Raw genomic sequence first — 21,353 nt, forward strand, 5'->3', positions numbered from 1 at the left:
CTCAGACCGCCGCGTGGTCCTGCACCCAGCCGCGCACCTTCGGCGGGAAGTCGGCCATCGCGGGCAGCAGTTCCGGCACCCGGTCCCGGTTGTTGCGGCCCACGAAGTCGAACACGGTCGCGATGTCCACCCCGTGCGCCGGCGTGGACAGCGTCTGCACCGCGTCACCCGCCCGCACCTCGCCTGCGGTCTCCACCGCGAAGTAGGCCCCGGTGCGCCCGGCCACGGTGAACCGCTTCACCAGCCCACGCACATCCCAGAAACCGGCGAAGACCTGGCAGGGGACGCGCGGCGCGGTCACCCGCAGCACCGCCGTGCCGATCCGCAGCCGCTGGCCGATCACCAGGGCCTGGGTGTCCACTCCGGACAGCGACAGGTTCTCCCCCGCGTTGCCGGGCGCCAGCGTGCGGCCCAGTTCGGCCGACCAGAACGCCAGGTCCTCCACCGCGTAGGCGTAGACGGCCTGGAACTCGCCGCCGTGGTGCTCCAGATCGCTGATCTCGTCCCCGGCCAGGCCGAGCGGCTCGATCCGGGCCGAGGTGACCGGTCGCTTGTCGATACCGCTCTTGCCCTTGCGCCCGGCCCAGTCCGCGGCCTGGATGGCGCCGACGTTCACTGAAACGACACTCCCTGCACCCATGTCCCCAACCTAGTCGGCGCGAAGGGACACGGCCTGGCGATTTTCTGGTCTTGGACGAGGTACTGACGCTGCCGTGAGCATGGCCGGTCGTCTACGGTGTGCGCGGCACAGCGGCGTGCCCGGGTGGAGGGAGCAGGAGATGACAAGGGCGCAAGTTCCGTCCGGCGGCCGGAGTGTGTTCCGGCGCAAACCGATCGAGCAGGTGAGCGCGGAGTCCGAGAGTGGGCTGGTCAAGTCGCTCGGGCTGTGGCAACTGACCGCGATCGGCGTCGGCGGCATCATCGGCGCAGGCATCTTCTCGCTGGCAGGCGCGGTGGCCAACAAGACCGCCGGTCCGGCGGTGCTGATCTCCTTCCTGATCGCGGGCATCGCCAGCGCGGCCGCGGCCTTCTCCTACGCCGAGTTCGCCGGGCTGATCCCCAGGGCCGGGTCGGCCTACACCTACGGCTACGTGGTGCTCGGGGAACTCGCGGGCTGGTTGATCGGCTGGGACCTGTTGCTGGAGTACACCGCGATCGTGGCGGTGGTCGCCATCGGCATCTCGGGCTACTTCAACAACCTGCTCGGGCTGCTGGACCTGCAACTGCCGACCTGGATGCTCGGCGCACCCGGCACCGAACCCGCGGGTGTGGCCGCGGGCAGCTACAGCGTGAACCTGTTCGCCGCGCTGCTCTGCCTGCTCATCGCCTACGTGCTCAACCTGGGCATGAAGAGCGCGGCCCGGTTCGAGAGCGCGCTGGTCTGGCTCAAGGTCGGCGTGGTGGTGCTGGTCATCGTGGTCGGCGTCTTCCACATCAACACCGGCAACTACAGCAACTTCTTCCCGTTCGGCTTCGGCGGCGCGGTCACCGGCGCGGCCACCGTGTTCTTCGCGGTGTTCGGCTACGACGCGATGAGCACCGCGGCCGAGGAGTCCAAGGACTCCCAGCGGCACATGCCCAAGGCGATCATCTACTCGCTGGCCATCTCGATGGTGCTCTACGTGCTGGCCTGCCTGGTGCTGACCGGCATGGTGCACTACACCAAGATCAACGGTGAGGCGGCCTTCGCCAGCGCCTTCGCCGACGTCGGTCTGCCGGTGCTCGGCATGATCATCTCGGTGGGCGCGATCCTGGGCATCCTCACCGTGATGTTCACCTTCATGATGGGCGTGACCCGGGTCGGCTACGCGATGAGCCGGGACGGCCTGCTGCCCCAGTTCCTGGCCAAGACCAGCGCCAAGCGCAAGGTGCCCAGCCGGATCACCTGGATCGTCGGTGTCTGCTCGGCCTTCATCGCCGGGTTCCTCAACATCAACGAGGCGGCCGAGCTGACCAACATCGGCATCCTGCTGGCCTTCGTGGTGGTGTGCATCGCGGTGATCGTGCTGCGCTACAAGCAGCCGGACCTGCCGCGCACCTTCCGCACCCCCGGCATGCCGGTGGTGCCGATCATCGGCGTGGTGTTCTCGATCTGGCTGATCACCTTCCTGCAGCCGGAGACCTGGCTGCGCTTCGCGATCTGGTTCGCGATCGGCCTGGTCGTCTACTTCACCTACTCCTACCGCAAGTCCAAGCTCAACCAGCCAGCCGAGCAGTCCGCTCAGGACTGATCGAGCCAGCGACCACAGGCCCGGGACCACGCGTCCCGGGCCTGTGTCATGAGCAGCTCCACCAGTTCGGCGGCGGGCAGTGCGGGGGCCAGCGGGTAGGTCTGCCCGGCCCACAGCGACATCGCCTCGGGATCGCCCGCCTTGGCCGCGGCCGCGCGCACCGGCCTGGTCAGGTGGTGCAGCTGCGGATAGGCGGCCGGGGCGTCCGCGCTGTGCTCGGTGAGCACCCGGTTGACCAGCCCGCGCGCCGGGCGGCCGGTGAAGGCACGGGTCAGCGCGGTCTCCCGGCCCGCGGCGGCCAGCGCGGCGCGTTGCGCGGGCTGGGTGCCCGCCTCCGGGCAGCGCAGGAACGCGGTGCCCAGTTGCGCGGCCGCCGCGCCCGCGGTGAGCACCGCGGCGATGTCCGCGCCGTGCACCAGTCCGCCGGTGGCGACCAGCGGCAGCTCGGTGACCGCGCCGATCAGCCGCAGCGCGGCCAGCAGCCCGTACAGCGGCGCGGCGCCGGGCTGGCCGGGGTCGTTGGCGAAGGTCCCCCGGTGCCCACCGGCCTCCATGCCCTGCACCACCAGCACATCCGCGCCGACCTCGGCGGCGAGCCGGGCCTCTTCCGGCGTGGTGACCGTGACCCACACTTCGGTGCCCACGGCTTTGAATCTGGTGACCAGTTCCGGCGCAGGGTGACCGAAGGTGAAGGACACCACCGGCACCCGCCTGCTCAGCAGCAGTTCGGCCTTGGCCGGGTACTCGTCGTCCTCCCAGCGCGGCTGCCCCAGGTCAACCCCGTACCGCCGCGTCTCCGCCGCCAGCCGCCCGGCGTACTCCTCGACCGGCACGGCCGCCTCGGCGCCGGGCACGAACAGGTTGACCCCGAAGGCGTCCACACCGAGTGCCCTGGTCCGCTCGATCTGCCCGTCCAGGGCCTCGACGCTGAGATAACCGGCACCGAGGAAGCCGAATGCCCCCACTGAGCCTGCCGCGGCGAGCAGTTCCGGGGTGGACGGCCCGCCCGCCATGGGCGCGACGATCAGCGGCACGCGCGAGGTAGCGATCATGTGCTCGAATCTAGCCATGCCGAGCAGCTCTGACAGCTTCTCGCTCGCGCGTGCGGTGGAGATCGCCACGCGAGCGCACGAGGGCCAGGTGGACAAGGCCGGACTGCCCTACATCCGGCACCCACTGCGGGTGATGGACAGCGTGACCGGCGAGTGGCCCAAGATGGCCGCGGTGCTGCACGACGTCATCGAGGACACCGAGGTCACCGCCGACGACCTGCGCGCGGCGGGCTGCCCGGAGCGGGTGGTGGTGGCGGTGCTGGCGCTGAGCAAACAGCCCGGCGAGCCGATGGAGAGCTACCTGCGCCGGGCCGCCGCGGACGAGATCGCGATCGTGGTCAAACACGCCGACATCGCCGACAACAGCGGCCCGGACCGGATGGGCAGGCTGGACCCCGCGACCCAGGACCGGCTGCGCGCCAAGTACGCCAAAGCCCTGTCCCTGCTCGCCGAGTACCGCACTGACCAGGACAAACCGCAAACCTGAGTCTCGCCGACTCAATCTAGTTGCGTCCACTCCACTCAAGCTGCCACAGTGCCCTGGTGACCAAGGACACCGCCCGGCGGCCCGGCGGGCTGCTCCGGCACCGGGACTTCCGGCACCTGTGGGCCGCGGATGTGCTCAGCCAGCTCGGCACCAGGGTCAGCCACCTGGCCCTGCCACTGCTCGCCGCCGAGACCCTGCACGCCAGCGCCTTCGAGGTCTCCGCCATCCGCACCCTGCAGACCGCGGCCTTCCTGGTGCTCGGCCTGCTGGTCGGCGCCTGGTGCGATCGCCTGCGCTCGCTGCCGGTGCTGGTGCTGGCCGACCTGGTCCGCGCGGCGGTGTTCTGCTCGATCCCGGTGGCCGCGGCCTTCGGCGCGCTGACCCTGACCCAGGTGTATGTGGTGGTGCTGATCGCCGGGGTCTTCACGGTCTTCTTCGAGGTCGCCTACCAGACCTACCTGCCCCGCCTGATCCCCGCCGGGGACCTGATCGAGGCCAACGCCAAACTCCGCGGCAATCTCGCCGTCGCCGCCACCGCCGCCCCGACCGTCGCGGGCCTGTTCTTCCACTGGTTCGGCGCCCCGGCCACCGTGCTGGTCAACGCCGCGGGCTACCTGTGGTCCGCCCTGTGGTTACGCGGCATCCGCCACCGCGAACCCCGCCCGCCCGCCCCCGCCCAGCGCCACCTGGGCCGGGAGATCACCGAGGGCCTGCGCCTGGTCTTCGGCCACCCGCTGCTGCGCGCCTTCGGCCTGCACGGCGCCACCCTCGCCTTCTTCCAGTCCATCCAGGTCGCCCTGGGCGTGCTGTTCCTGCTCCGCGAGATCAACCTCTCCCCCGGCGCCATCGGCCTGCTCAGCAGCCTCGGCCTCACCGGCGCCCTGGCCGCCGCCCTGCTGGCCCGCCGCCTCGCCGGCCACCTGGGCCAGGACCGCACCATCCTGCTCTCCGGCGCCGCCGCCGGCCTGCTCTTCCTCGGCTTCCCCCTGACCACCCCGGGCTACGGCCTGATCTGGTGGGCCGTGGCCGCTTTCGGCACCGCCTTCAGCCTGATCGTGCTCACCGTGTCCATGGCCAGCCGCCAACAGGCACTCTGCCCACCCGCCCTGCTGGGCCGGATGAACGCCACCATGCTGTTCCTGATCTGGGGCGCGATCCCGCTGGGCAGCCTGTTCGGCGGGGTGCTTGGCGAGGTGATCGGGTTGCGCGGCGCGCTGTGGGTGGCCACGGCGGGGGCGATCCTGGCCGCGCTCTGGCTGATCTGCTCGCCACTACGCACAAGCAGGGACTGACAACAGAAAGTTACCCTTGGCCGCAACATCCCGGTCGTGGACAGACGGTATGACGAGCACCTGGCAGGGAGGGGTCCGAAGTGAGCCGATCCTGGAAGCCGGGCGGACGCGATCGGCGGGCGGCTCCGGCTGAGCGCTCAGGCGCGGGCCGCGCCCGGCGCGCGCACGGTCAGCCCGGCCTTGGCCGCCGCCTCGTTCAACCGCCGGTCATAACTCACGAACCGGGTCGTCGGCACCCGCAGCGCGGTGGCCAGGTGCAGGGCGTCCAGGCTGCGCAGGTAGCGGTCGGGCAGGGCGGCGGCGGCGCGGACCACCGGGGCCAGTGGGAGCTGGGTGATGTTGTCCAGCAGCTGGTCGGCCTGGGTGCGGGCGTCCTTGCCCGCCTCCATGCGGGTGAGCGCGCGGTGCACCTCGACCACGATCAGCTCGGAGCTGACCAGCGGCTCGGTCCGGGAGTCCAGGTAGCCGAACAAGTCCTCGGACAGGGGTTCCGGCACGATCAGTTTGATCAGCGCGCAGCTGTCGAGGTAGATCACCGATCGGTGTCCTCGCGGTCGGCGAGCACCGCGGCGCTACCGCGGTCGTCGCCGGGCTTGGCGGTGCGGGCGGGCAGGGTGCGGAGCAGACCGCGCAACGTGCTCTGGCGTTCCCGCCAGTCGGCGGCGACCTGTCCCGAGGCGGCCAGCTCGTCCAGCGCGACCTCATTCGGGTCGGGCGCGGTGAGCACGGCGACGACCTTGCCGTTGCGGGTGACCTGGACCCGCTCGCCGTCGGTGATCCGGCCGAGCACACTGGGCCAGTCGTGCAGCAAGGTGCCCACGGGAACCTGAATGGTCACCGCGGCAGGCGGCCCACTGACCAGCAGCCCATACTCCTTGCGCTTCCCCATACCCCCAGCGTACCCCCACCACCCACCACCCGCACCCCCCGTTTCCACAGGGCCCGGCCAGTCGGTCACCAGCACACCGATTCCGGTGACCGGGCCAGTGGACCCGGTCACCGCGCGGCTACTTCTTCTTCTTGTCCCCGGACTCGTCGGTGGACAGCGCGGCCACGAACGCCTCCTGCGGCACCTCGACGCGGCCGACCATCTTCATCCGCTTCTTGCCTTCCTTCTGCTTCTCCAGCAGCTTGCGCTTACGGGTGATGTCACCGCCGTAGCACTTGGCCAGCACGTCCTTGCGGATGGCGCGGATGGTCTCCCGGGCGATCACCCTGGACCCGACCGCGGCCTGGATCGGCACCTCGAACTGCTGCCGGGGGATCAGCTCGCGCAGCTTGCTGGCCATCCGGGTGCCGTAGGCGTAGGCGGCGTCCTTGTGCACGATCGCGCTGAAGGCGTCCACCGGCTCGCCCTGCAGCAGGATGTCCACCTTGACCAGGTCGGATGCCTGCTCGCCCGCCTCCTCGTAGTCGAGGGAGGCGTAACCGCGGGTGCGCGACTTCAGCGAGTCGAAGAAGTCGTAGATGATCTCGGCCAGCGGCATGGTGTAGCGCAGCTCGACCCGGGTCTCGGAGATGTAGTCCATCCCGCCGAGCTGACCGCGCCGGGCCTGGCACAGCTCCATGATCGTGCCGACGAACTCCGCGGGCGCGATGACCGTGCACTTGGTGATCGGCTCGTAGATGTCGCGGATCTTGCCGCCCGGCCAGTCCGAGGGGTTGGTGACGATGTGCTCGACAGCGTCCTCCATGACCACCCGGTTGACCACGTTGGGCGCGGTGGAGATGAGTTCGAGGCCGAACTCGCGCTCCAGCCGGTCCCGGGTGATCTCCAGGTGCAGCAGGCCGAGGAAGCCGCAGCGGAAGCCGAAGCCCAGCGCCGCGGAGGTCTCCGGCTCGTAGGTCAGCGCGGCGTCGTTGAGCTGCAGCTTGTCCAGCGCCTCGCGCAGCGCCGGGTAGTCCGAGCCGTCCAGCGGGTACAGCCCGGCGTAGACCATGGGCTGCGGTTCGCGGTAGCCGGAGAGCGCCTCGGTGGCGCCCTTGCGCTCGGAGGTGATGGTGTCGCCGACCTTGGACTGGCGGACGTCCTTCACACCGGTGATCAGGTAGCCCACCTCGCCGACGCCCAGCCCGACCGAGACCTTGGGCTCTGGCGAGATGATCCCCACCTCGAGCAGCTCGTGGGTGGCGCCGGTGGACATCATCCGGATCCGCTCGCGCGGGGTGATCCTGCCGTCCACCACGCGGATATAGGTGACCACGCCGCGGTAGATGTCATAGACCGAGTCGAAGATCATCGCGCGGGCGGGGGCGTTGGAATCGCCGACCGGGGCCGGGATGGTCCGCACGACCTTGTCCAGCAGCTCCTTGATGCCCACGCCGGTCTTGGCCGAGACCCGCAGCACCTCGTCGGCCTCGCAGCCGATGATGTGCGCGATCTCCGCGGCGTAGCGGTCCGGGTCAGCGGCGGGCAGGTCGATCTTGTTCAGCACCGGGATGACCGTGAGGTTGTTCTCCATGGCCAGGTACAGGTTGGCCAGCGTCTGGGCCTCGATCCCCTGCGCCGCGTCGACCAGCAGGATCGCGCCCTCGCACGCCTCCAGCGCCCGGGAGACCTCATAGGTGAAGTCGACGTGCCCCGGGGTGTCGATCAGGTGCAGCACGTACTCGGTGCCCTCGTGCACCCACGGCAGGCGCACGTTCTGCGCCTTGATGGTGATGCCGCGTTCGCGCTCGATGTCCATCCGGTCGAGGTACTGCGCGCGCATGGAACGGTCGTCGACGACGCCGGTGAGCTGCAACACCCGGTCGGCCAGCGTGGACTTGCCGTGGTCGATGTGGGCGATGATGCAGAAGTTCCGGATGCGCTCCGGCGGCGTGAAGGTCTTGTCGGCGAACGTGGCCACTGATTCCCTCGCTGAAACGGACGGGTGACGACCTATCGTCCCATGCCGGAGGGAGTGCCCCGCACAAGTCCCGGTGATCTGCGTCTCGGCCGGTTTCGGCTACCGGTCCGCGCCGGCGCAGACCGCCGCCACCGCCGCGGTGTCCCAGTAGAACGGCCGCACCTCGGCCAGCCGCCCGTGCCGGAGCCGGATCAGTTGCAGGATCGGGAACTCCAGTTCGGTCCCGGTGGCCCGCCCGCGCGCCCTGACCTGGCTCAGCACGCTCACCCGGTCACCGTCGACCAGGGTCTCCTGGGCCAGGATCTCGAAGGAGGCCCAGGTCCGCGCCATCACCGCCAGGAACCTCGCCAGTCCGTCCGGCCCGCGCCACTGCCCGCCGTAGGGCAGCCCCTCGGCCTGGTGCAGCACGATCTCCGGGTCCAGGAACTCCGCCACCGGCTCGAACCCGGTCTCGCCGGAGAGGTAGGCCAGCTCGGCGGCGTAGAAGCGGTCCAGGATCGCCAACGTCTCACTCACCGGTCCAGCCAACCAACCGCCGGGGCCGGACTCCGGCGGGAAACGGCCCTCGCGTTCAGGCCAGCCGGGTGATGTCCACCGTCACCTCCAGCGCGGAGGACCCGCCGCCGGAGTAGATGCCCTTGAGCGGGGCGACGTCGGCGTAGTCCCGGCCCAGCGCCACCCGCACGTGCCGGGAGCCGATCGGCACGTCGTTGGTCGGGTCGTAGCCCCACCAGCCGCCGGTCCAGGCCTCGATCCAGGCGTGGCTCTCCCCGCGCACGGTCTGGCCGAGGCGGGCATCCGGCTGGGTGTGCAGGTAGCCGGAGACGTAGCGGGCCGGGACGCCGATCGCGCGCAGCAACAGCAGGGTCAGGTGCGCGTAGTCCTGGCAGACGCCCTCACGGGCCCGCCAGGCGTCGATGGCCGAGCTGTGCACGCCGGTGGTGCCGGGCCGGTAGGTGAGCTGTTCGTGCACCCAGGCGCACACCGCGAGCACCGCGTCCGCCGGTTCCAGGCCGCGTTGCAGCTTGCGCGCCACCGCGGCCAGCTCGCGGTTGGTCGGCACGTAGGAGCTGGGCTCCAGCAGTTCGCCGAAGCGGTCCAGCACGTCCGCGGAGGCCAGCCCGGACCACTCGGTGACCCGGATCGGCTTGTCCTCGTCAGCGGTCTCCACCACCGAGGATGCGACCACCTTCATCTCGGTGTGCGGGGCGTGCAGATCGAAGGAGGTGACCGCGGTGCCCCAGTAGTCGGTGTACTTGTAGGCGCGGGTGGCCGGGGTGGTCTCCACCCGGTTGACCACCAGGTTCTGCCTGCCGTCGCCGCGCGGGGTGAGCCTGGCCTCGTTGTAGGACTGGATCACCGGCTCGTCGTAGCGGTAGCCGGTGGTGTGCACGATGCGTACCCGCCAGCTCACGAGGTCACCTCCGCGTTGGTCCAGGCCACCCAGGGCGCGGCGTGGAAGTACTGCAACGACACCGCCTCGCCGACCTCCCGAATGGTGCCCTGCAGCGAACTGAGCCGGCGGGGCAGGTCCTCCAGCAGGTCGGCCGGGCGCAGGAACTCCAGCTCGCTGCGGGCCCTGCCGAGCAGTCGCAGCGCCTCGGCCTTGGCGCCGATGCGCACGCTGGGCCGGTGGTCCAGCTGTTCCAGGCAGGCCTCGGCGTTGCGCAGGGCGTGGAAGACCGAACGCGGGAACAGCCGGTCCAGCAACAGGAACTGCACCACCCGCCCGGCGTCCATGGCGCCGCGGTAGGTGCGCAGGTAGGTGTCGTGCGCGCCTGCCGAGCGCAGCACGGTGACCCAGCCCGGCGAGGACGCCTTGTCCCCGACCCGGGAGAGCAGCAGCCGCACCACCATGTCCACCCGTTCCACCGAGCGGCCCAGCAGCAGGAACCGCCAGCCGTCGTCGCGGCTCATGGTCGAGTCGGCCAGTCCGGCGAACATGGCCGCGCGCTCCTCGACGAAGGAGAAGAACGCGTGCGGGCCCATCTGCCGGGCGTAGCGCTGCCGTTCGGGAAGCGCATTCCAGGTGGCGTTGAGGCATTCCCACATCTCGGTGGAGACCACCTCCCTTGCGCCCCTGGTGTTCTCCCGCGCGCTGGTCAGCGAGGCCACGATGGAGCCGGAGTTGGCCGGGGCGTAGGCGACCAGCTCGGTCAGCGACCAGGCGTCCAGCTCACGGCCGTCGGGCGCTTCGATGCCCAGCACGTGCAGCAGCGCCCGGCTCGCCGAGTCCGGGTCGACGGTGGCGTCCTCCAGCAGCTGGTGGACGGAGACGTCGAGGATGCGCGCCGTGTCGTCGGCCCGTTCCACGTAGCGGCCGATCCAGTACAGCGACTCTGCGTTGCGGGCCAGCATGACACCACCCTCTGCCGTCCGTGTTTCCGTGACATGTCACTGCTGTTGCTGCTGTTGCTGCTGACTCGTGGTCAGCTCGGGGCCGTGCTCGGCGGCCTGTCCGTCGGTCACCGCCCCGGCCAGTCCCGGCTCGGCCAGTTCACTCTCCACAGTGGACGATCGCGGGGCCAGCACCCAGGTGTCCTTGGAGCCGCCGCCCTGGGAGGAGTTGACCAGCAGGCTGCCCTCCCGCAGCGCGACCCTGGTCAGCCCGCCGGGCAGCACGAAGACGTTCTCGCCGTCGTTGACCGCGAACGGCCGCAGGTCCACGTGCCGCGGCGCCAGCCGGTTGCCGATCTTGGTGGGCACGGTGGAGAGCTGCACCACGGGCTGGGCGATCCAGCCGCGCGGGTCGCTGCGGACCCGTTTGCGCACCGAGGCCAGCTCGCGCGCGCTGGCGTCCGGGCCGAAGACGATGCCGTAGCCGCCGGAGCCCTCCACCGGTTTGATCACCAGCTCGTCCAGCCGGTCCAGCACCTGCTCGCGTTCCTCATCCAGCCAGCAGCGGAAGGTGTCCACGTTGGGCAGCAACGGTTTCTCGCCGAGGTAGTACTGGACCATCTCGGGCACGTAGGTGTAGACGAGCTTGTCATCGCCCACCCCGTTGCCCACCGCGTTGGCGATCACCACGTTGCCCGCGCGGGCCGCGTTGACCATGCCGGCCACGCCCAGCACCGAGCTGGGACGGAAGTGCAGCGGGTCCAGGAACTCATCGTCGATGCGCCGGTAGATGACATCGACCCGGCGTTCGCCCTCGGTGGTGCGGATGTAGACCGCGTTGTCCCGGCAGAACAGGTCCCTGCCCTCGACCAGCTCCACACCCATCTGCCTGGCCAGCAGCGAGTGCTCGAAGTAGGCGGAGTTGTGCACGCCGGGGGTGAGCACCACCACGGTGGGGTCGGCGGCGTTCGGCGCGGCCGAGGCACGCAGCGCGCGCAGCAGGTGCGCGGCGTAGTCGCCGACCGCGCGCACCCGGTGCCGGGCGAACAGGTCGGGGAAGACCCTGGCCATGGTGCGCCGGTTCTCCATCACGTAGGACACCCCGGACGGGCAGCGCAGGTTGTCCTCCAGCACCCGGAAGACGCCCTCGCCGTCGCGGACCAGGTCGATCCCGGCGACGTGGATGCGCACCCCGTTGGCCGGGGAGATGCCCGCGGCCTCGCGGTGGAAGTGCGCACAGGAGGTGATCAGCCGCCGGGGCAGCACCCGGTCCCGCAGGATCTGCGCGTCGCCGTAGATGTCGGCCAGGAATGCCTCCAGCGCCCGGACCCGTTGCACGATGCCGCGTTCCAGCCGGGCCCACTCGGAGGCGCCGATCACCCGGGGGATCAGGTCCAGCGGGAACGGCCGCTCCTGACCGGAGAGGGAGAAGGTGATGCCCTGGTCGACGAAGGCGCGGCCGAGCGCCTCGGCTCGCGCGGCCAGATCGGCGACCTCCGAGGGCGCGATCGACTCGTACAGCCTGCGGTAGGCCTGCCGGACCTGGCCGTCCTCGTCGAACATCTCGTCGTGCACGCCCGCGTACGGGCCGTCGGGATCCTGGTAGCCCTCGAACAGCGGGCTGCGCGGGGTGCGGGTGCGGCGCGCGCGGGTCACGGCGGGGCTCATTCAGTCATCCTCACCCGAGGGACGATCTTTGCGCACTACCCCCGAGTGAAGGAATTTCAGGGAAGTCCCCGATGCGAGCAGCGAGGATGCGAGCTGTGCTGGAGGCATGGCTACTTCCCTCCCGCGGATCGTGGACTCCGCGTTCGGTCATCCCCGCGGCCTCACCGGCCGGATCGGCGGGGCGATCATGGCGCGCGCCAACGCCGCCACCGAGCGGGAACTGGTGGCCGAGGCGGGCTTACGGCACACCGACACGGTGCTGGTGCTCGGTGCGGGCCCCGGCGTCGGACTGGCCGCGGCGGCCGCGGCGGCCTCCGCCGGACGGGTGATCGGGGTGGACCCGGCCGAGGAGATGCTGCGCCGGTCCCGGGAACGCTGCGCCGACCAGGCCAGAACCGGACACGTGCGGCTGCACCGGGGCGACGCGGAGGACACCGGGCAGCCCGACGGCAGCGTCGACGTGCTGCTCACGGTGAACACGCTGCACCTGTGGGCGGACCGGACCAGGGCCCTGGCCGAGCTGTACCGGGTGCTGCGGCCGGGCGGGCGGCTGATCCTGTCGGCGCACCGGATGCTGCTGGAGGGCAGTCCGGCCACGCTGCGGCTGGACGTGGAGTGCGCCGGGTTCACCCGGGTGCTGCTGCGGCTCAACGACCGCCGCGGCCTGCTCGGTCCCAGCTACGAACTGCGCGCGAGCCGCCCGGAGAACCGCTGACCACTTCCCCTGACGTCCCCTCGGGGTTGCCATAGTCATATTCTCACTAGTAAGTTTATGACTATGGCAACCCCGATCCGTCGTTCGCCGCTCGCACTGACCGTGTTGTGCCTGGTCATCGAGGCCCCGGTGCACGCGTACCGGATTCAGCAACTGATCAAGGAACGCGGCAAGGACCGGGTGGTCAACGTCCGGCAGCGGGCCAGCGTCTACCAGACCATCGAGCGCCTGCTGAAGGCCGGACTGATCAAGGTCAAGGAGACCGAACGGGCCGACAACCGGCCGGAGCGGACCATCTACGAGATCGGCCCGGAGGGGCTGGCCACGGCCCGCGCCTGGCTGCGCGAGATGTTCACCGCGACCGGCACCGAGTTCCCGGAGTTCCCGGCCGCGGTGGCGTTCATGCCGCTGCTCGAACCGGGCGAGATCCGCGCGCTGCTGGAGATGCGCGCGACCACACTCGCCGAACTGGTCGCCGAGACCGACACCGTGACGGCCGAGGCGCTGGCCGCGGGCGTGCCGCGGCTGTTCCTGCTGGAGGAGGAGTACCAGCGGGCCACGCTGATCGCCCAGCTCGACTGGGTGCGCGCGACGGTGGCCGAACTCGACGACGGCCGGATCACCTGGGACCAGGAGTGGCTGCGCGGGATCGGGGACAGCTTCAGCACACCAACCGACGAGGGGGAATCGTCATGAGCGGCAACGAGGAACGAGTGCCGGTGCTCATCACCGGCGGCGGCCTGGCCGGCCTGACCGCCTCGCTTTTCCTGTCCGGCCACGGGGTCGAGTCGATCCTGGTGGACAAGCACCCCGGCCCGTCCCCACAAGGCAGGGCCCGCGGGATCAACGTGCGCACCATGGAGATCTACCGCGCCTTCGGCATCGCCGAACAGGTGTACGAGGCGGGCAGGCCGTTCGAGAACGACAAGGGCGGCGTGCACTGCCAGTCGCTGGCCGGCGAATGGCGCTGGCTGTTCCGCCTGGGCGCCACCGCGAGCTACGACGAGTACAGCGCGGGCCGGTTGTGCCTGGCCGACCAGAGCACGGTGGAGCCGGTGCTGAGCGCGGCGGCCCAGGCCCGCGGCGCGGAACAGCGGTTCAACACCGAGCTGGTCTCCTTCACCGAGACCGCCGACGGCGTGCACGCGGTGACCAAGGACCGCGCCACCGGCGAGGAGTACCGGATCCACGCGGACTACCTGATCGCCGCCGACGGCAACCGCGGCACCATCCGCGAGCAGCTGGGCATCCGCCGCGACGGCCCCGGCATCCTGGGCGACTTCCTCGGCGTGCTCTTCGAGGCGGATCTGTCCGAGCTGATCCCGGAACGCGCCGTGATGTGGTTCGTGGTCAAGCCCGGCCGCCCGCCCGGCTTCCTGACCACCACCGCGCACCCCGGCCGCTGGGCCGCCGCGTTCAGCTACGACGCCGCGGTGGACACCCCGGCGGACTTCACCGCGCAACGCCTGACCCCGATGCTGCACGAGCTGCTGGGCCGGGACGACATCCCGGTCGAGGTGGTCGACGTGACCCCGTGGCAACAGGTGGCCGCGGTGGCCGAGCGGTTCCGCCAGGGCCGGGTGTTCCTGGCCGGGGACAGCGCGCACGTGTGGCCGCCTGCGGGTGGCTACGGCGCGAACACCGGCGTCCAGGACGCGCACAACCTGGCCTGGAAACTGGCCGCGGTGCTCAAGGGCTGGGCCACCCCCGCCCTGCTGGACAGCTACGAACCCGAACGCCGTCCACTGGCCCAGGAGTTCGTGGACATCACCATCAACCGCCAGGAAAGCCGCGGCAGCAGCGACCCGGAGGAGGAGGCCAACTCCGACATCCGTTGGATGTTCGGCCAGCGCTACACCTCCCCCGCCATCCTGGGCCGGTCCTACGAGTCCGCCTTCACCCCCGGCCATCACCCCGTCCCCGAACCCGGCCACCGCGCCCCCCACCTGTGGCTGACCCACAACGGCGACCGCCTGGCCCTGCACGACCTGGTCTCCACCGGCCTGCTCCTGCTCACCGGCCCCCAGGGCGATGGCTGGCGCCAGGCCGCGACCGAGCTGGCCGAGCAGTTCGGCGTCCCGCTGACCGCCCACCGGATCGGCACCGACCTGCTGGACCCGGAAAACCAGTGGCCGGCCCGCTACGCCCTGCCCGAGGGCGCGGTGCTGCTCCGCCCGGACGGCTACCTCGCCTGGCGCACCGAGTCCGACGCCAACCCGCACGACCAGCTCCGCGCCGCGCTGGAACAGCTACTCCGCACCTGACGTCCGGCGCCTCGGGGCCCGGGCTCCCGGCCTCGGGCTCGGGCTCGGGCTCGGCCTCGGCCTCGGGCCTCGGGCCTCGGGCCTCGGGCTCGGGCCTCGGGCCTCGGGCCTCGGGCCTCGGGCCTCGGGCGCCACCGTGCCCGCACCCTCACGTCCCCGTGCACGGCTCCTCCCGCCGTGCACGGGGACCCCACGCCGCCGGATCGACGGCAGCGTGACCAACGCCACGCCTACCGGATCGTTATCCCGCGCCAGCCCACCCCGCCCCGCCGCGATCCGCTGACCAGGCATCCAACACCGCCAGCCACCACAACCACACCGCGGGCGACGGCGGCGCACCGGTCTTCCCCTGCCCTGGGCTGGGCAGGAGCCCGGGGCCAGGACCTGCCCCTCCGGCAGCGTCCCGCCACCGAACGTGGTCAAGGCCGGACCGCTTGCGCCCGAAAGTTGCCGCAATTAGTCCATTCGGCGCAATACGGATGAGGCCCTAGGCACTATTTTCGCCGACCTAACGCTCACCAACCCCCTCCATCGCGTCAATTAGGGTGGACGCGTCTGGCAGACGGCGTTGGGCCGTCACCACTCATCAGGACGAGGAGCGATCGGCCATCGACAGGGGCCAGGTGATCGCCGGGAACTACCGGCTGGTCGAACACATCGGCAGCGGCGGCATGGGCGCGGTGTGGCAGGCATACGACGAGCGCCTCCAGCGCCCCGTCGCCATCAAGCAGCTCCTGCTGCAGCCGGGCCAGTCCGAGGATCAGACCTTGGACGCGCGGCGCAGGGCGATGCGGGAGGCCCGGATCGCCGCCCGGCTGTCCCACCCCAACGCGATCACCATCTTCGACGTGGTGCAGCACAACGGGGACCCCTGCCTGGTCATGGAGTTCCTGCGCTCGCGCAGCCTGGCCGATCTGCTCGACGAACGCGGCACGCTGCCCATCCGCGAGGTCGCCGCGATCGGCGGCCAGGTCGCGGGCGCGCTGGCCGCCGCGCATCAGGCCGGGATCGTGCACCGGGACATCAAGCCGGCCAACATCCTGGTCAGCGAGTCCGGCCTGGCCAAGATCACCGACTTCGGCATCTCCCGGGCCGCGGACGACGTCACCGTCACCCAGACCGGCATGATGGCCGGCACCCCGGCCTACCTCTCGCCGGAGATCGCCAAGGGCCACGACCCGGCCCCGCCCTCGGACGTCTTCTCCCTCGGCGCGACGCTCTACACCGCGATCGAGGGCAAGCCGCCCTTCGGCAACAACCCGAACCCGCTGGCCCTGCTGCACCTGGTCGCCGCGGGCAAGGTCGAGCCGCCCCGGCAGGCGGGCCCGATGACCGCGGTGCTGATGAGCCTGCTCCGCGAGGAGCCCGCCGACCGGCCCGGCATGTCCCAGGCCGCCGCCACGCTCAGCTCCCTGGCCAACGACCCGAACCTGGCCAACGCCCAGCCCACGCCGCTGCGCCCCGCGCCGAGCACCCGGGTACTCGGCGGGAACACCCCGCCGCCGCCCTACCGGCCGCCGACCCAGCCGCAGCTGAACCGGCCGACGCCGAACCCGACCATGTCCACGCCGCGCCCGCGCCCGGCGGCCTACGTCCGCGACCCCGCCTCGCCACCGCGCAAGAAGTCCCGGCGCGGCCTGGTGATCGCCATCGCGGCGGCGATCGCCCTGGTGGCTGGCATTGGCGGCGCCTACTACGGGCTCCGCGAGACGCCCCAGAACTCCGCGGGCGGCCAGACCAGCAACTCCAGCACGCCCCCGCCGCCGACCTCCGCCGCGGACAAGCCGACCCCGCCGGATGACTCCGCGCCGATCGGTTTCCGCGAGGCAGGCCAGTACGTGGTCGACTACTACGGTGCCGCAGGCCGGGCGGCCGACCGCGGCCAGGCCTTCGACATGCTCACCGACAACGCCAAGGGCCTCATCGGCGGCGAATCCGGGTTCACCCAGTACTGGTCGCAGTACAAGCTGGTGTACAGCCAGAAGGCGACCGGCAAGAAGACCTCGGACAACGCCGTGGACGTCACCCTCACCGTGGTCTACCCCAACCGGTCCGAACAGCGCACGATCCGGGTGATCCGCTCCGGCGGCGGCCTGAAGATCGACAGCGACCCACGCTAGCCAGGTTGTTCCCGAGCACGGGCCAAGGCACCCCGCGGTGCCTTGGTTCGGCGGGTGTCACTTCCCGGCCGTGCCGGACTTCCCGCTGATGGACTCCTGATAGACATCCGCGTTGGTGCGCGAGTCCTTGATCAGGTCGTCGCAGAAGGCTGCGACGTCCTCGCCGATGAGTTCCAACACGCCCTTGCCGCCCGCGGCGCCCTCCTCGAAGAAGTCGACGATCCCGGAGAGCAGCGTCCCCTCCAGCAGGTCGACCGGCCCGACCTTGAAGAAGTACCGCTGCATCTCCTTGTAGACGATCCGGTAGTCCGGCGGGAGCGCCTTGACCCGCGCCAGGTGCGCCCGCCACTGCTTCTTGCCCTCGATGATGTCCTGGATGCCCATATCAGCCTCCCAGCCTGCCCAATTTCCTGGCGACATTCCTGTTCAACTGCTCACGCCACCGGTCGCGATAGCTCCGGCCCCTTTCCTCGCCGGCCAGCGCCGCACAGAAGCCCTTGATGTCCTCACCCAGCACCTCCTGAATGCTCTGCCCATCGGCCGCGGTCTCTTCGAGCAACCCCAGGGCGCCGTCGAGAATCGGCATCAGGTTCCGGCCGGTGAAGTCCGAGTAGGGCATGAGCTGCCCCTTGATCTCTTCCCACGCCGCCCGGTAGTCCGCAGGCAATGCCGCTGCCCGAGCCTCGAACGCCTTGAAATCCCTGGTGAGATCGCTGCCCGTGATCGTCTCCCAGAAATTCATCTCCCGCCCTCCTTGAGCTTGTCGATCCGCGATGTCATGTACTCCCATTTCGCCCAGAACTTCGCGAGTTCCGCGCGCCCCGCGTCATTGAGCGCGTAGAACTTCCGCGGTGGACCCTGCCCGGACGGTCGTTTCGTCACCAGGACGAGCCCGTTCTTCTCCAGCCGCAGCAGAATGGTGTACACCGTGCCCTCGACGACATCGGTGAAGCCGAGTTCGTTCAGCCGACGCGTGATGGCATACCCGTAGGTCTCCTCACTGCCGATGATTTCCAGCACGCAACCCTCAAGCGTGCCCTTCAGCATCTCCGTCAGGTCGTCCATCGTGAGCCCTCTTCGATCTCGAAGTACTCAGTGGTACCGAGTACCAGTACAACGTATCACCGAGTAGTGGCTCATGGCCAGTGCGGCCGGACCGCGGGCCGTTCAGATCGCGGCGGAGTGTGCGGCGGACACGCCTCAGTCGGCCTCCTCGTCCAGTAACCGCGCCAGTGCCGCGGCCACACCCGAACTCCAGCCACTGCCCATGAACTTGCGGGAGAGCTGCTGGAACTCGTTGTCCGGGTCGAATCCGGTGTGCGCCAGGAACAATCGGGTGCCGCGACCCTCGGGCTCCAGGGTCCAGGTGATGGTGGTCCGCATGCCGTTGTCCGGACCGCTGTCGTCGAAACTGATGCGCAGCAGGCGTTCCGGCTCGATCGCCAGCACCTCGCAGTGCGCGATGCCGTCGGTGCGGACCGCGGGCAGCGGTTCGCCGCGATTGAAGGTGAAGCGGTGGCCGAGCACGGGCTGGAAGTCGTTGGGCATCAGCCAACGGGCCAGCCGGGCCGGGTCGGTGAGCGCCCGCCAGACCTTGGCTGGCGAGTGGGCCAGGAACTGGTCCACCTTGATGTCGGTGGCGTTGGTCATTCCTCTTCTTCCTCCTCGTCGAGCAGATCGGACAGCGCGGACAACCGCTCCCGCCAGAACCGCTCATACGGTGTGAGCCAGTCCCGAAGCTCCTGCAGGGGCTCGGGTTCGAGCTGGTAGTGCCGTTCCCGGCCGCGCCTGGCTTCCGCGACCAGCCCCGCGTCCTTGAGCACCCGCAGGTGCTCGGACACGCTCGGGCGGCTCATGTCGAAATGCTCCGCGAGGGACTGCACCGGCCGCGGCCCGCGCAGGAGCAACCCCAGCAACTCCCGACGGGTCGGATTGGCCAACGCGGCGAACACATCCATACCGAGGAGAATAGGTAGGAAATCTCCTACGCGTCAAGTTCGGACGGCGGCCAGCAGTTCGGGGCCGCGTTCGGCCAGCCGCCGGGCCGCGAGCGCGCCCCACCACCAGCCGAACAGCACTCCCGAGCCGATCCCGGCCGGCAGCGCCAGCCAGGTCAGCACCGCGTTCCCGGACAGCGCGCCACCGAGCAACAGCAGTCCTGGCGGCGCCGCGGCGACCAGGAGCAGCAGCCCGATCACCAGTTGCAGCAAGGCTTTCGCGCAGCCGGGGTTCCCGGACCCGGCGAAGGGGTTGCCGCGCTGGGCTGCCACCGGGAACGGCGCGAACACCGAGAGGATCACCAGCAGCCCGGCCCCGCCACCGAGCAGCGCGGGCAGCAGCGCGAGCACGTACGGATAGGCCCCCGGCCGGCCGGTCACCGCGGGCAGCACCAGCACCGCGAGCAAGGCCACCGGCGCCACGTAGACCAGCCAGCCGAGCTGCCTGCCGCGGATGTCGGCGCGGGCGGCGTCGGGCTGCACCAGGATGTGCCACAGCGCGGTGCCGTCGAAGCCGTACAGGTTGCCCGCGTTGAGCGCGGCGAAGCCGACCACGAGCAGTCCACCCGCCGGGGCGATCATGGCGGCCGCCGGATTGACACTGAGCAGCACCAACGGCAGCACCAGCCCGATCACCAAGGCGGGTAACAACACCGCCCGTCGCCGTGGATCACGCCACCAGGTGCGCACCTCCTTGGCGGCCACCGCGCCGACCGGCCCGGCGGGCAGGAACCGTTGCAGCAGACCGTTCCCGGTCCGCACATCCGCGCCACGCAGCCCGACGCTGGGCCGGGTCATCCTGCGCCGCAACAGAATCGCCCACACCTGCGCGAGCACCATGGTCAGCGCCAGCAGCCCGCCCAGTCCCGCCGCCACGGTCAGCCAGTCACCCCGCACCGAGGCGGCGACCGCCGCGGGCGCCCAGCCAGGAGGCAGCCACCGCAGCACCTCGCCCAGCTCCGGCGGAAAACCCAGCACCAGCCCGGCGGAAACCGTGTTCAGCACATACTGGAACGGCAGCACCAGCAAGCCGACACCCGCCGCGAGCAGCACCCCCAGGTCCTGCCCGCGCCGCGAGCGCAGCACATCGCCGAGCGCGCCGACCACCACCCTGGACAGCGTGAGCACGAACACCAACTGCGCGAGCACGCCGACGATCGCGACCAGCACCGGCGCCAGGCCGTCCACCGAGGCCCGCAGCACCAGTCCACCGAAGGCGAGCAGACTGACCACCGCGGGCACGCCGACCGCCGCGGCGGCCAGCAGTCCGGCGGCCAGCTTCCGCGGGCTCACCGGCAGCAGCCGGAAGTGCTCGGGTTGCAGGGTTTCATCACTGCCCGCAACGAAAATCGGTCCGAGCACCCAGCCGAGGGTCCACCCGGCGAAAATCCCCGCGGTCAGGTCGTAACCGGGCACCGGCGCGCCCAGGGTGTCGATGTTCATCAGGAACACCGAGAACCCGGCCGCGACCAGCCCGCCCAGCACGCCCAGGATCAGCGTCAGGGCCCGCGCCGTGCCATGCAGCCCGTGACTGAGCAGGCGCAGCTTCAGCCGGATCAGGACGCCAACCACGACAATCCCTCCCCACCGCCGGTGCGACCGCCGACCAGGTGCACGAACCGCTCCTCCAGGCTGCCCTCGCCGCGCACCTGCGCCAGCGGACCGGCCGCCACCACCCGGCCGCCCGCGATCACCGCGACGTGGTCGCAGAGCCGCTCCACCAGGTCCATCACGTGGCTGGAGAGCACCACCGCGCCACCGCCGGCGACGAAGCGCTGCAGGATCACCCGGATGGTGCTGGCCGAGACCGGGTCCACCGCCTCGAACGGCTCGTCCAGCACCAGCAGCCGCGGCCCGTGCAGCAGCGCGGTGGCCAGCGCGATCTTCTTGCGCATGCCTGCCGAGTAGTCCACCACCAGGGTGCGCTCGGCCCCGGTCAGCTCCAGCACGCCGAGCAGTTCGGCCACCCGCGCGGCGACCGTGGCCTCGTCGATGCCGCGCAGCAAACCCATGTAGGTCAGCAGTTCCCGCCCGGTGAGCCGCTCCGGCAGGGACAGCCCGTCCGGCAGCACGCCGACCAATGCCTTGGCGCGCACCGGGTCCTCCCACACCTCCACCCCGAAGATCCGCGCGGTGCCCGCGTCCGGTCGCAGCAGGCCGACCGCCATGGACAGCGCGGTCGTCTTGCCCGCGCCGTTCGGCCCGACCAGCCCGAAGAAGGACCCGCGCGGCACGGCGAGGTCCACCCGGTCCACCGCGATCGTCTCGCCGAAGCGCTTGCACAGGCCGGACAACCGCAGTGCCGGTCCGTCGGTCCCGATCTCCACCAGCTTCCCCTTCC

The 21,353-nt window shown here is 70.7% G+C and carries 23 protein-coding genes; 7 read left to right on the forward strand and 16 right to left on the reverse strand.

What is annotated here, in order from left to right; translation table 11 throughout:
* Window position 1: 1 nt before the first annotated feature.
* On the reverse strand, window positions 2–616 hold the full coding sequence (locus ACTOWY_RS03800) for an MOSC domain-containing protein (RefSeq protein WP_441308197.1): 615 nt from the start codon (window positions 614–616) through the stop codon (window positions 2–4).
* 163 nt (window positions 617–779) lie between these two features.
* Here ACTOWY_RS03800 and ACTOWY_RS03805 point away from each other — a divergent pair, with 163 nt between their 5' ends.
* Window positions 780–2,231, forward strand: a complete 1,452-nt coding sequence (locus ACTOWY_RS03805) for an amino acid permease (RefSeq protein WP_441308198.1) — start codon at window positions 780–782, stop codon at window positions 2,229–2,231.
* Here the strand turns inward: ACTOWY_RS03805 and ACTOWY_RS03810 are convergent.
* Window positions 2,222–3,283, reverse strand: a complete 1,062-nt coding sequence (locus tag ACTOWY_RS03810; protein WP_441308199.1) for a nitronate monooxygenase — start codon at window positions 3,281–3,283, stop codon at window positions 2,222–2,224. The two genes, ACTOWY_RS03805 and ACTOWY_RS03810, sit on opposite strands and share 10 nt — an antisense overlap.
* Before the next feature lie 16 nt (window positions 3,284–3,299).
* Between ACTOWY_RS03810 and ACTOWY_RS03815 the strand changes: the two genes are divergently transcribed.
* Together ACTOWY_RS03815 and ACTOWY_RS03820 are read left to right on the forward strand one after the other, a co-directional pair.
* The gene (locus ACTOWY_RS03815) at window positions 3,300–3,770 is read left to right on the forward strand and encodes an HD domain-containing protein (RefSeq protein ID WP_441308200.1); all 471 of its coding nucleotides are present in this window, start codon (window positions 3,300–3,302) and stop codon (window positions 3,768–3,770) included.
* A gap of 56 nt (window positions 3,771–3,826) precedes the next feature.
* Window positions 3,827–5,062, forward strand: coding sequence for an MFS transporter (locus tag ACTOWY_RS03820; protein ID WP_441308201.1), 1,236 nt, complete (start codon window positions 3,827–3,829; stop codon window positions 5,060–5,062).
* 137 nt (window positions 5,063–5,199) lie between these two features.
* Here ACTOWY_RS03820 and ACTOWY_RS03825 read toward each other — a convergent pair whose 3' ends face one another.
* The 7 genes from ACTOWY_RS03825 to ACTOWY_RS03855 form a co-directional block, all read right to left on the reverse strand.
* Window positions 5,200–5,598: a type II toxin-antitoxin system VapC family toxin gene (locus tag ACTOWY_RS03825; protein WP_441308202.1), complete on the reverse strand. Its 399-nt coding sequence runs from the start codon at window positions 5,596–5,598 to the stop codon at window positions 5,200–5,202.
* On the reverse strand, window positions 5,595–5,951 hold the full coding sequence (locus tag ACTOWY_RS03830; protein ID WP_441308203.1) for a type II toxin-antitoxin system Phd/YefM family antitoxin: 357 nt from the start codon (window positions 5,949–5,951) through the stop codon (window positions 5,595–5,597). The genes ACTOWY_RS03825 and ACTOWY_RS03830 overlap by 4 nt, the downstream gene beginning before the upstream one ends.
* A 118-nt stretch (window positions 5,952–6,069) precedes the next feature.
* Window positions 6,070–7,911 (reverse strand): translation elongation factor 4, encoded by a 1,842-nt coding sequence (gene lepA / locus ACTOWY_RS03835; RefSeq protein ID WP_441308204.1) that lies wholly within the window; start codon window positions 7,909–7,911, stop codon window positions 6,070–6,072.
* Between the two features lie 99 nt (window positions 7,912–8,010).
* A complete protein-coding gene (locus tag ACTOWY_RS03840; protein WP_441308205.1) occupies window positions 8,011–8,427 on the reverse strand; it encodes a nuclear transport factor 2 family protein in 417 nt (138 codons plus the stop codon).
* Between the two features lie 55 nt (window positions 8,428–8,482).
* On the reverse strand, window positions 8,483–9,325 hold the full coding sequence (locus ACTOWY_RS03845) for a transglutaminase family protein (RefSeq protein WP_441308206.1): 843 nt from the start codon (window positions 9,323–9,325) through the stop codon (window positions 8,483–8,485).
* On the reverse strand, window positions 9,322–10,269 hold the full coding sequence (locus ACTOWY_RS03850; protein WP_247759456.1) for an alpha-E domain-containing protein: 948 nt from the start codon (window positions 10,267–10,269) through the stop codon (window positions 9,322–9,324). Before ACTOWY_RS03850 ends, ACTOWY_RS03845 begins: the two co-directional genes overlap by 4 nt.
* 36 nt (window positions 10,270–10,305) lie before the next feature.
* Window positions 10,306–11,916: a circularly permuted type 2 ATP-grasp protein gene (locus ACTOWY_RS03855; protein WP_441308207.1), complete on the reverse strand. Its 1,611-nt coding sequence runs from the start codon at window positions 11,914–11,916 to the stop codon at window positions 10,306–10,308.
* A 106-nt stretch (window positions 11,917–12,022) separates the two neighbouring features.
* Between ACTOWY_RS03855 and ACTOWY_RS03860 the strand changes: the two genes are divergently transcribed.
* From ACTOWY_RS03860 to ACTOWY_RS03875, 4 genes are all read left to right on the forward strand, one after another.
* Window positions 12,023–12,631 (forward strand): class I SAM-dependent methyltransferase, encoded by a 609-nt coding sequence (locus ACTOWY_RS03860; RefSeq protein ID WP_441308208.1) that lies wholly within the window; start codon window positions 12,023–12,025, stop codon window positions 12,629–12,631.
* A gap of 63 nt (window positions 12,632–12,694) precedes the next feature.
* Complete coding sequence (locus tag ACTOWY_RS03865; protein ID WP_441308209.1) at window positions 12,695–13,327, forward strand: PadR family transcriptional regulator; 633 nt, start codon at window positions 12,695–12,697, stop codon at window positions 13,325–13,327.
* A complete protein-coding gene (locus tag ACTOWY_RS03870) occupies window positions 13,324–14,895 on the forward strand; it encodes an FAD-dependent monooxygenase (RefSeq protein ID WP_441308210.1) in 1,572 nt (523 codons plus the stop codon). The genes ACTOWY_RS03865 and ACTOWY_RS03870 overlap by 4 nt, the downstream gene beginning before the upstream one ends.
* 623 nt (window positions 14,896–15,518) lie before the next feature.
* The gene (locus ACTOWY_RS03875; protein WP_441308211.1) at window positions 15,519–17,015 is read left to right on the forward strand and encodes a protein kinase domain-containing protein; all 1,497 of its coding nucleotides are present in this window, start codon (window positions 15,519–15,521) and stop codon (window positions 17,013–17,015) included.
* A 57-nt stretch (window positions 17,016–17,072) separates the two neighbouring features.
* Here the strand turns inward: ACTOWY_RS03875 and ACTOWY_RS03880 are convergent, their stop codons facing one another.
* The 7 genes from ACTOWY_RS03880 to ACTOWY_RS03910 form a co-directional block, all read right to left on the reverse strand.
* Window positions 17,073–17,399, reverse strand: coding sequence for a DUF1048 domain-containing protein (locus ACTOWY_RS03880; RefSeq protein ID WP_441308212.1), 327 nt, complete (start codon window positions 17,397–17,399; stop codon window positions 17,073–17,075).
* Window position 17,400: 1 nt separating this feature from the next.
* Window positions 17,401–17,757: a DUF1048 domain-containing protein gene (locus tag ACTOWY_RS03885; protein ID WP_441308213.1), complete on the reverse strand. Its 357-nt coding sequence runs from the start codon at window positions 17,755–17,757 to the stop codon at window positions 17,401–17,403.
* Entirely contained in the window at window positions 17,754–18,080 is a 327-nt protein-coding gene (locus tag ACTOWY_RS03890; protein WP_441308214.1) for a PadR family transcriptional regulator, read from the reverse strand. Before ACTOWY_RS03890 ends, ACTOWY_RS03885 begins: the two co-directional genes overlap by 4 nt.
* A 135-nt stretch (window positions 18,081–18,215) precedes the next feature.
* Window positions 18,216–18,665 (reverse strand): SRPBCC family protein, encoded by a 450-nt coding sequence (locus tag ACTOWY_RS03895; protein WP_441308215.1) that lies wholly within the window; start codon window positions 18,663–18,665, stop codon window positions 18,216–18,218.
* Complete coding sequence (locus ACTOWY_RS03900; RefSeq protein ID WP_185002191.1) at window positions 18,662–18,973, reverse strand: ArsR/SmtB family transcription factor; 312 nt, start codon at window positions 18,971–18,973, stop codon at window positions 18,662–18,664. Before ACTOWY_RS03900 ends, ACTOWY_RS03895 begins: the two co-directional genes overlap by 4 nt.
* A gap of 33 nt (window positions 18,974–19,006) precedes the next feature.
* Complete coding sequence (locus tag ACTOWY_RS03905) at window positions 19,007–20,584, reverse strand: hypothetical protein (protein ID WP_441308216.1); 1,578 nt, start codon at window positions 20,582–20,584, stop codon at window positions 19,007–19,009.
* Window positions 20,569–21,339, reverse strand: coding sequence for an ABC transporter ATP-binding protein (locus tag ACTOWY_RS03910; protein ID WP_441308217.1), 771 nt, complete (start codon window positions 21,337–21,339; stop codon window positions 20,569–20,571). The genes ACTOWY_RS03905 and ACTOWY_RS03910 overlap by 16 nt, the downstream gene beginning before the upstream one ends.
* Window positions 21,340–21,353: the final 14 nt, after the last annotated feature.

Origin of the sequence: Crossiella sp. CA198 (assembly GCF_052078295.1) — a bacterium.
Lineage (GTDB): Bacteria > Actinomycetota > Actinomycetes > Mycobacteriales > Pseudonocardiaceae > Crossiella.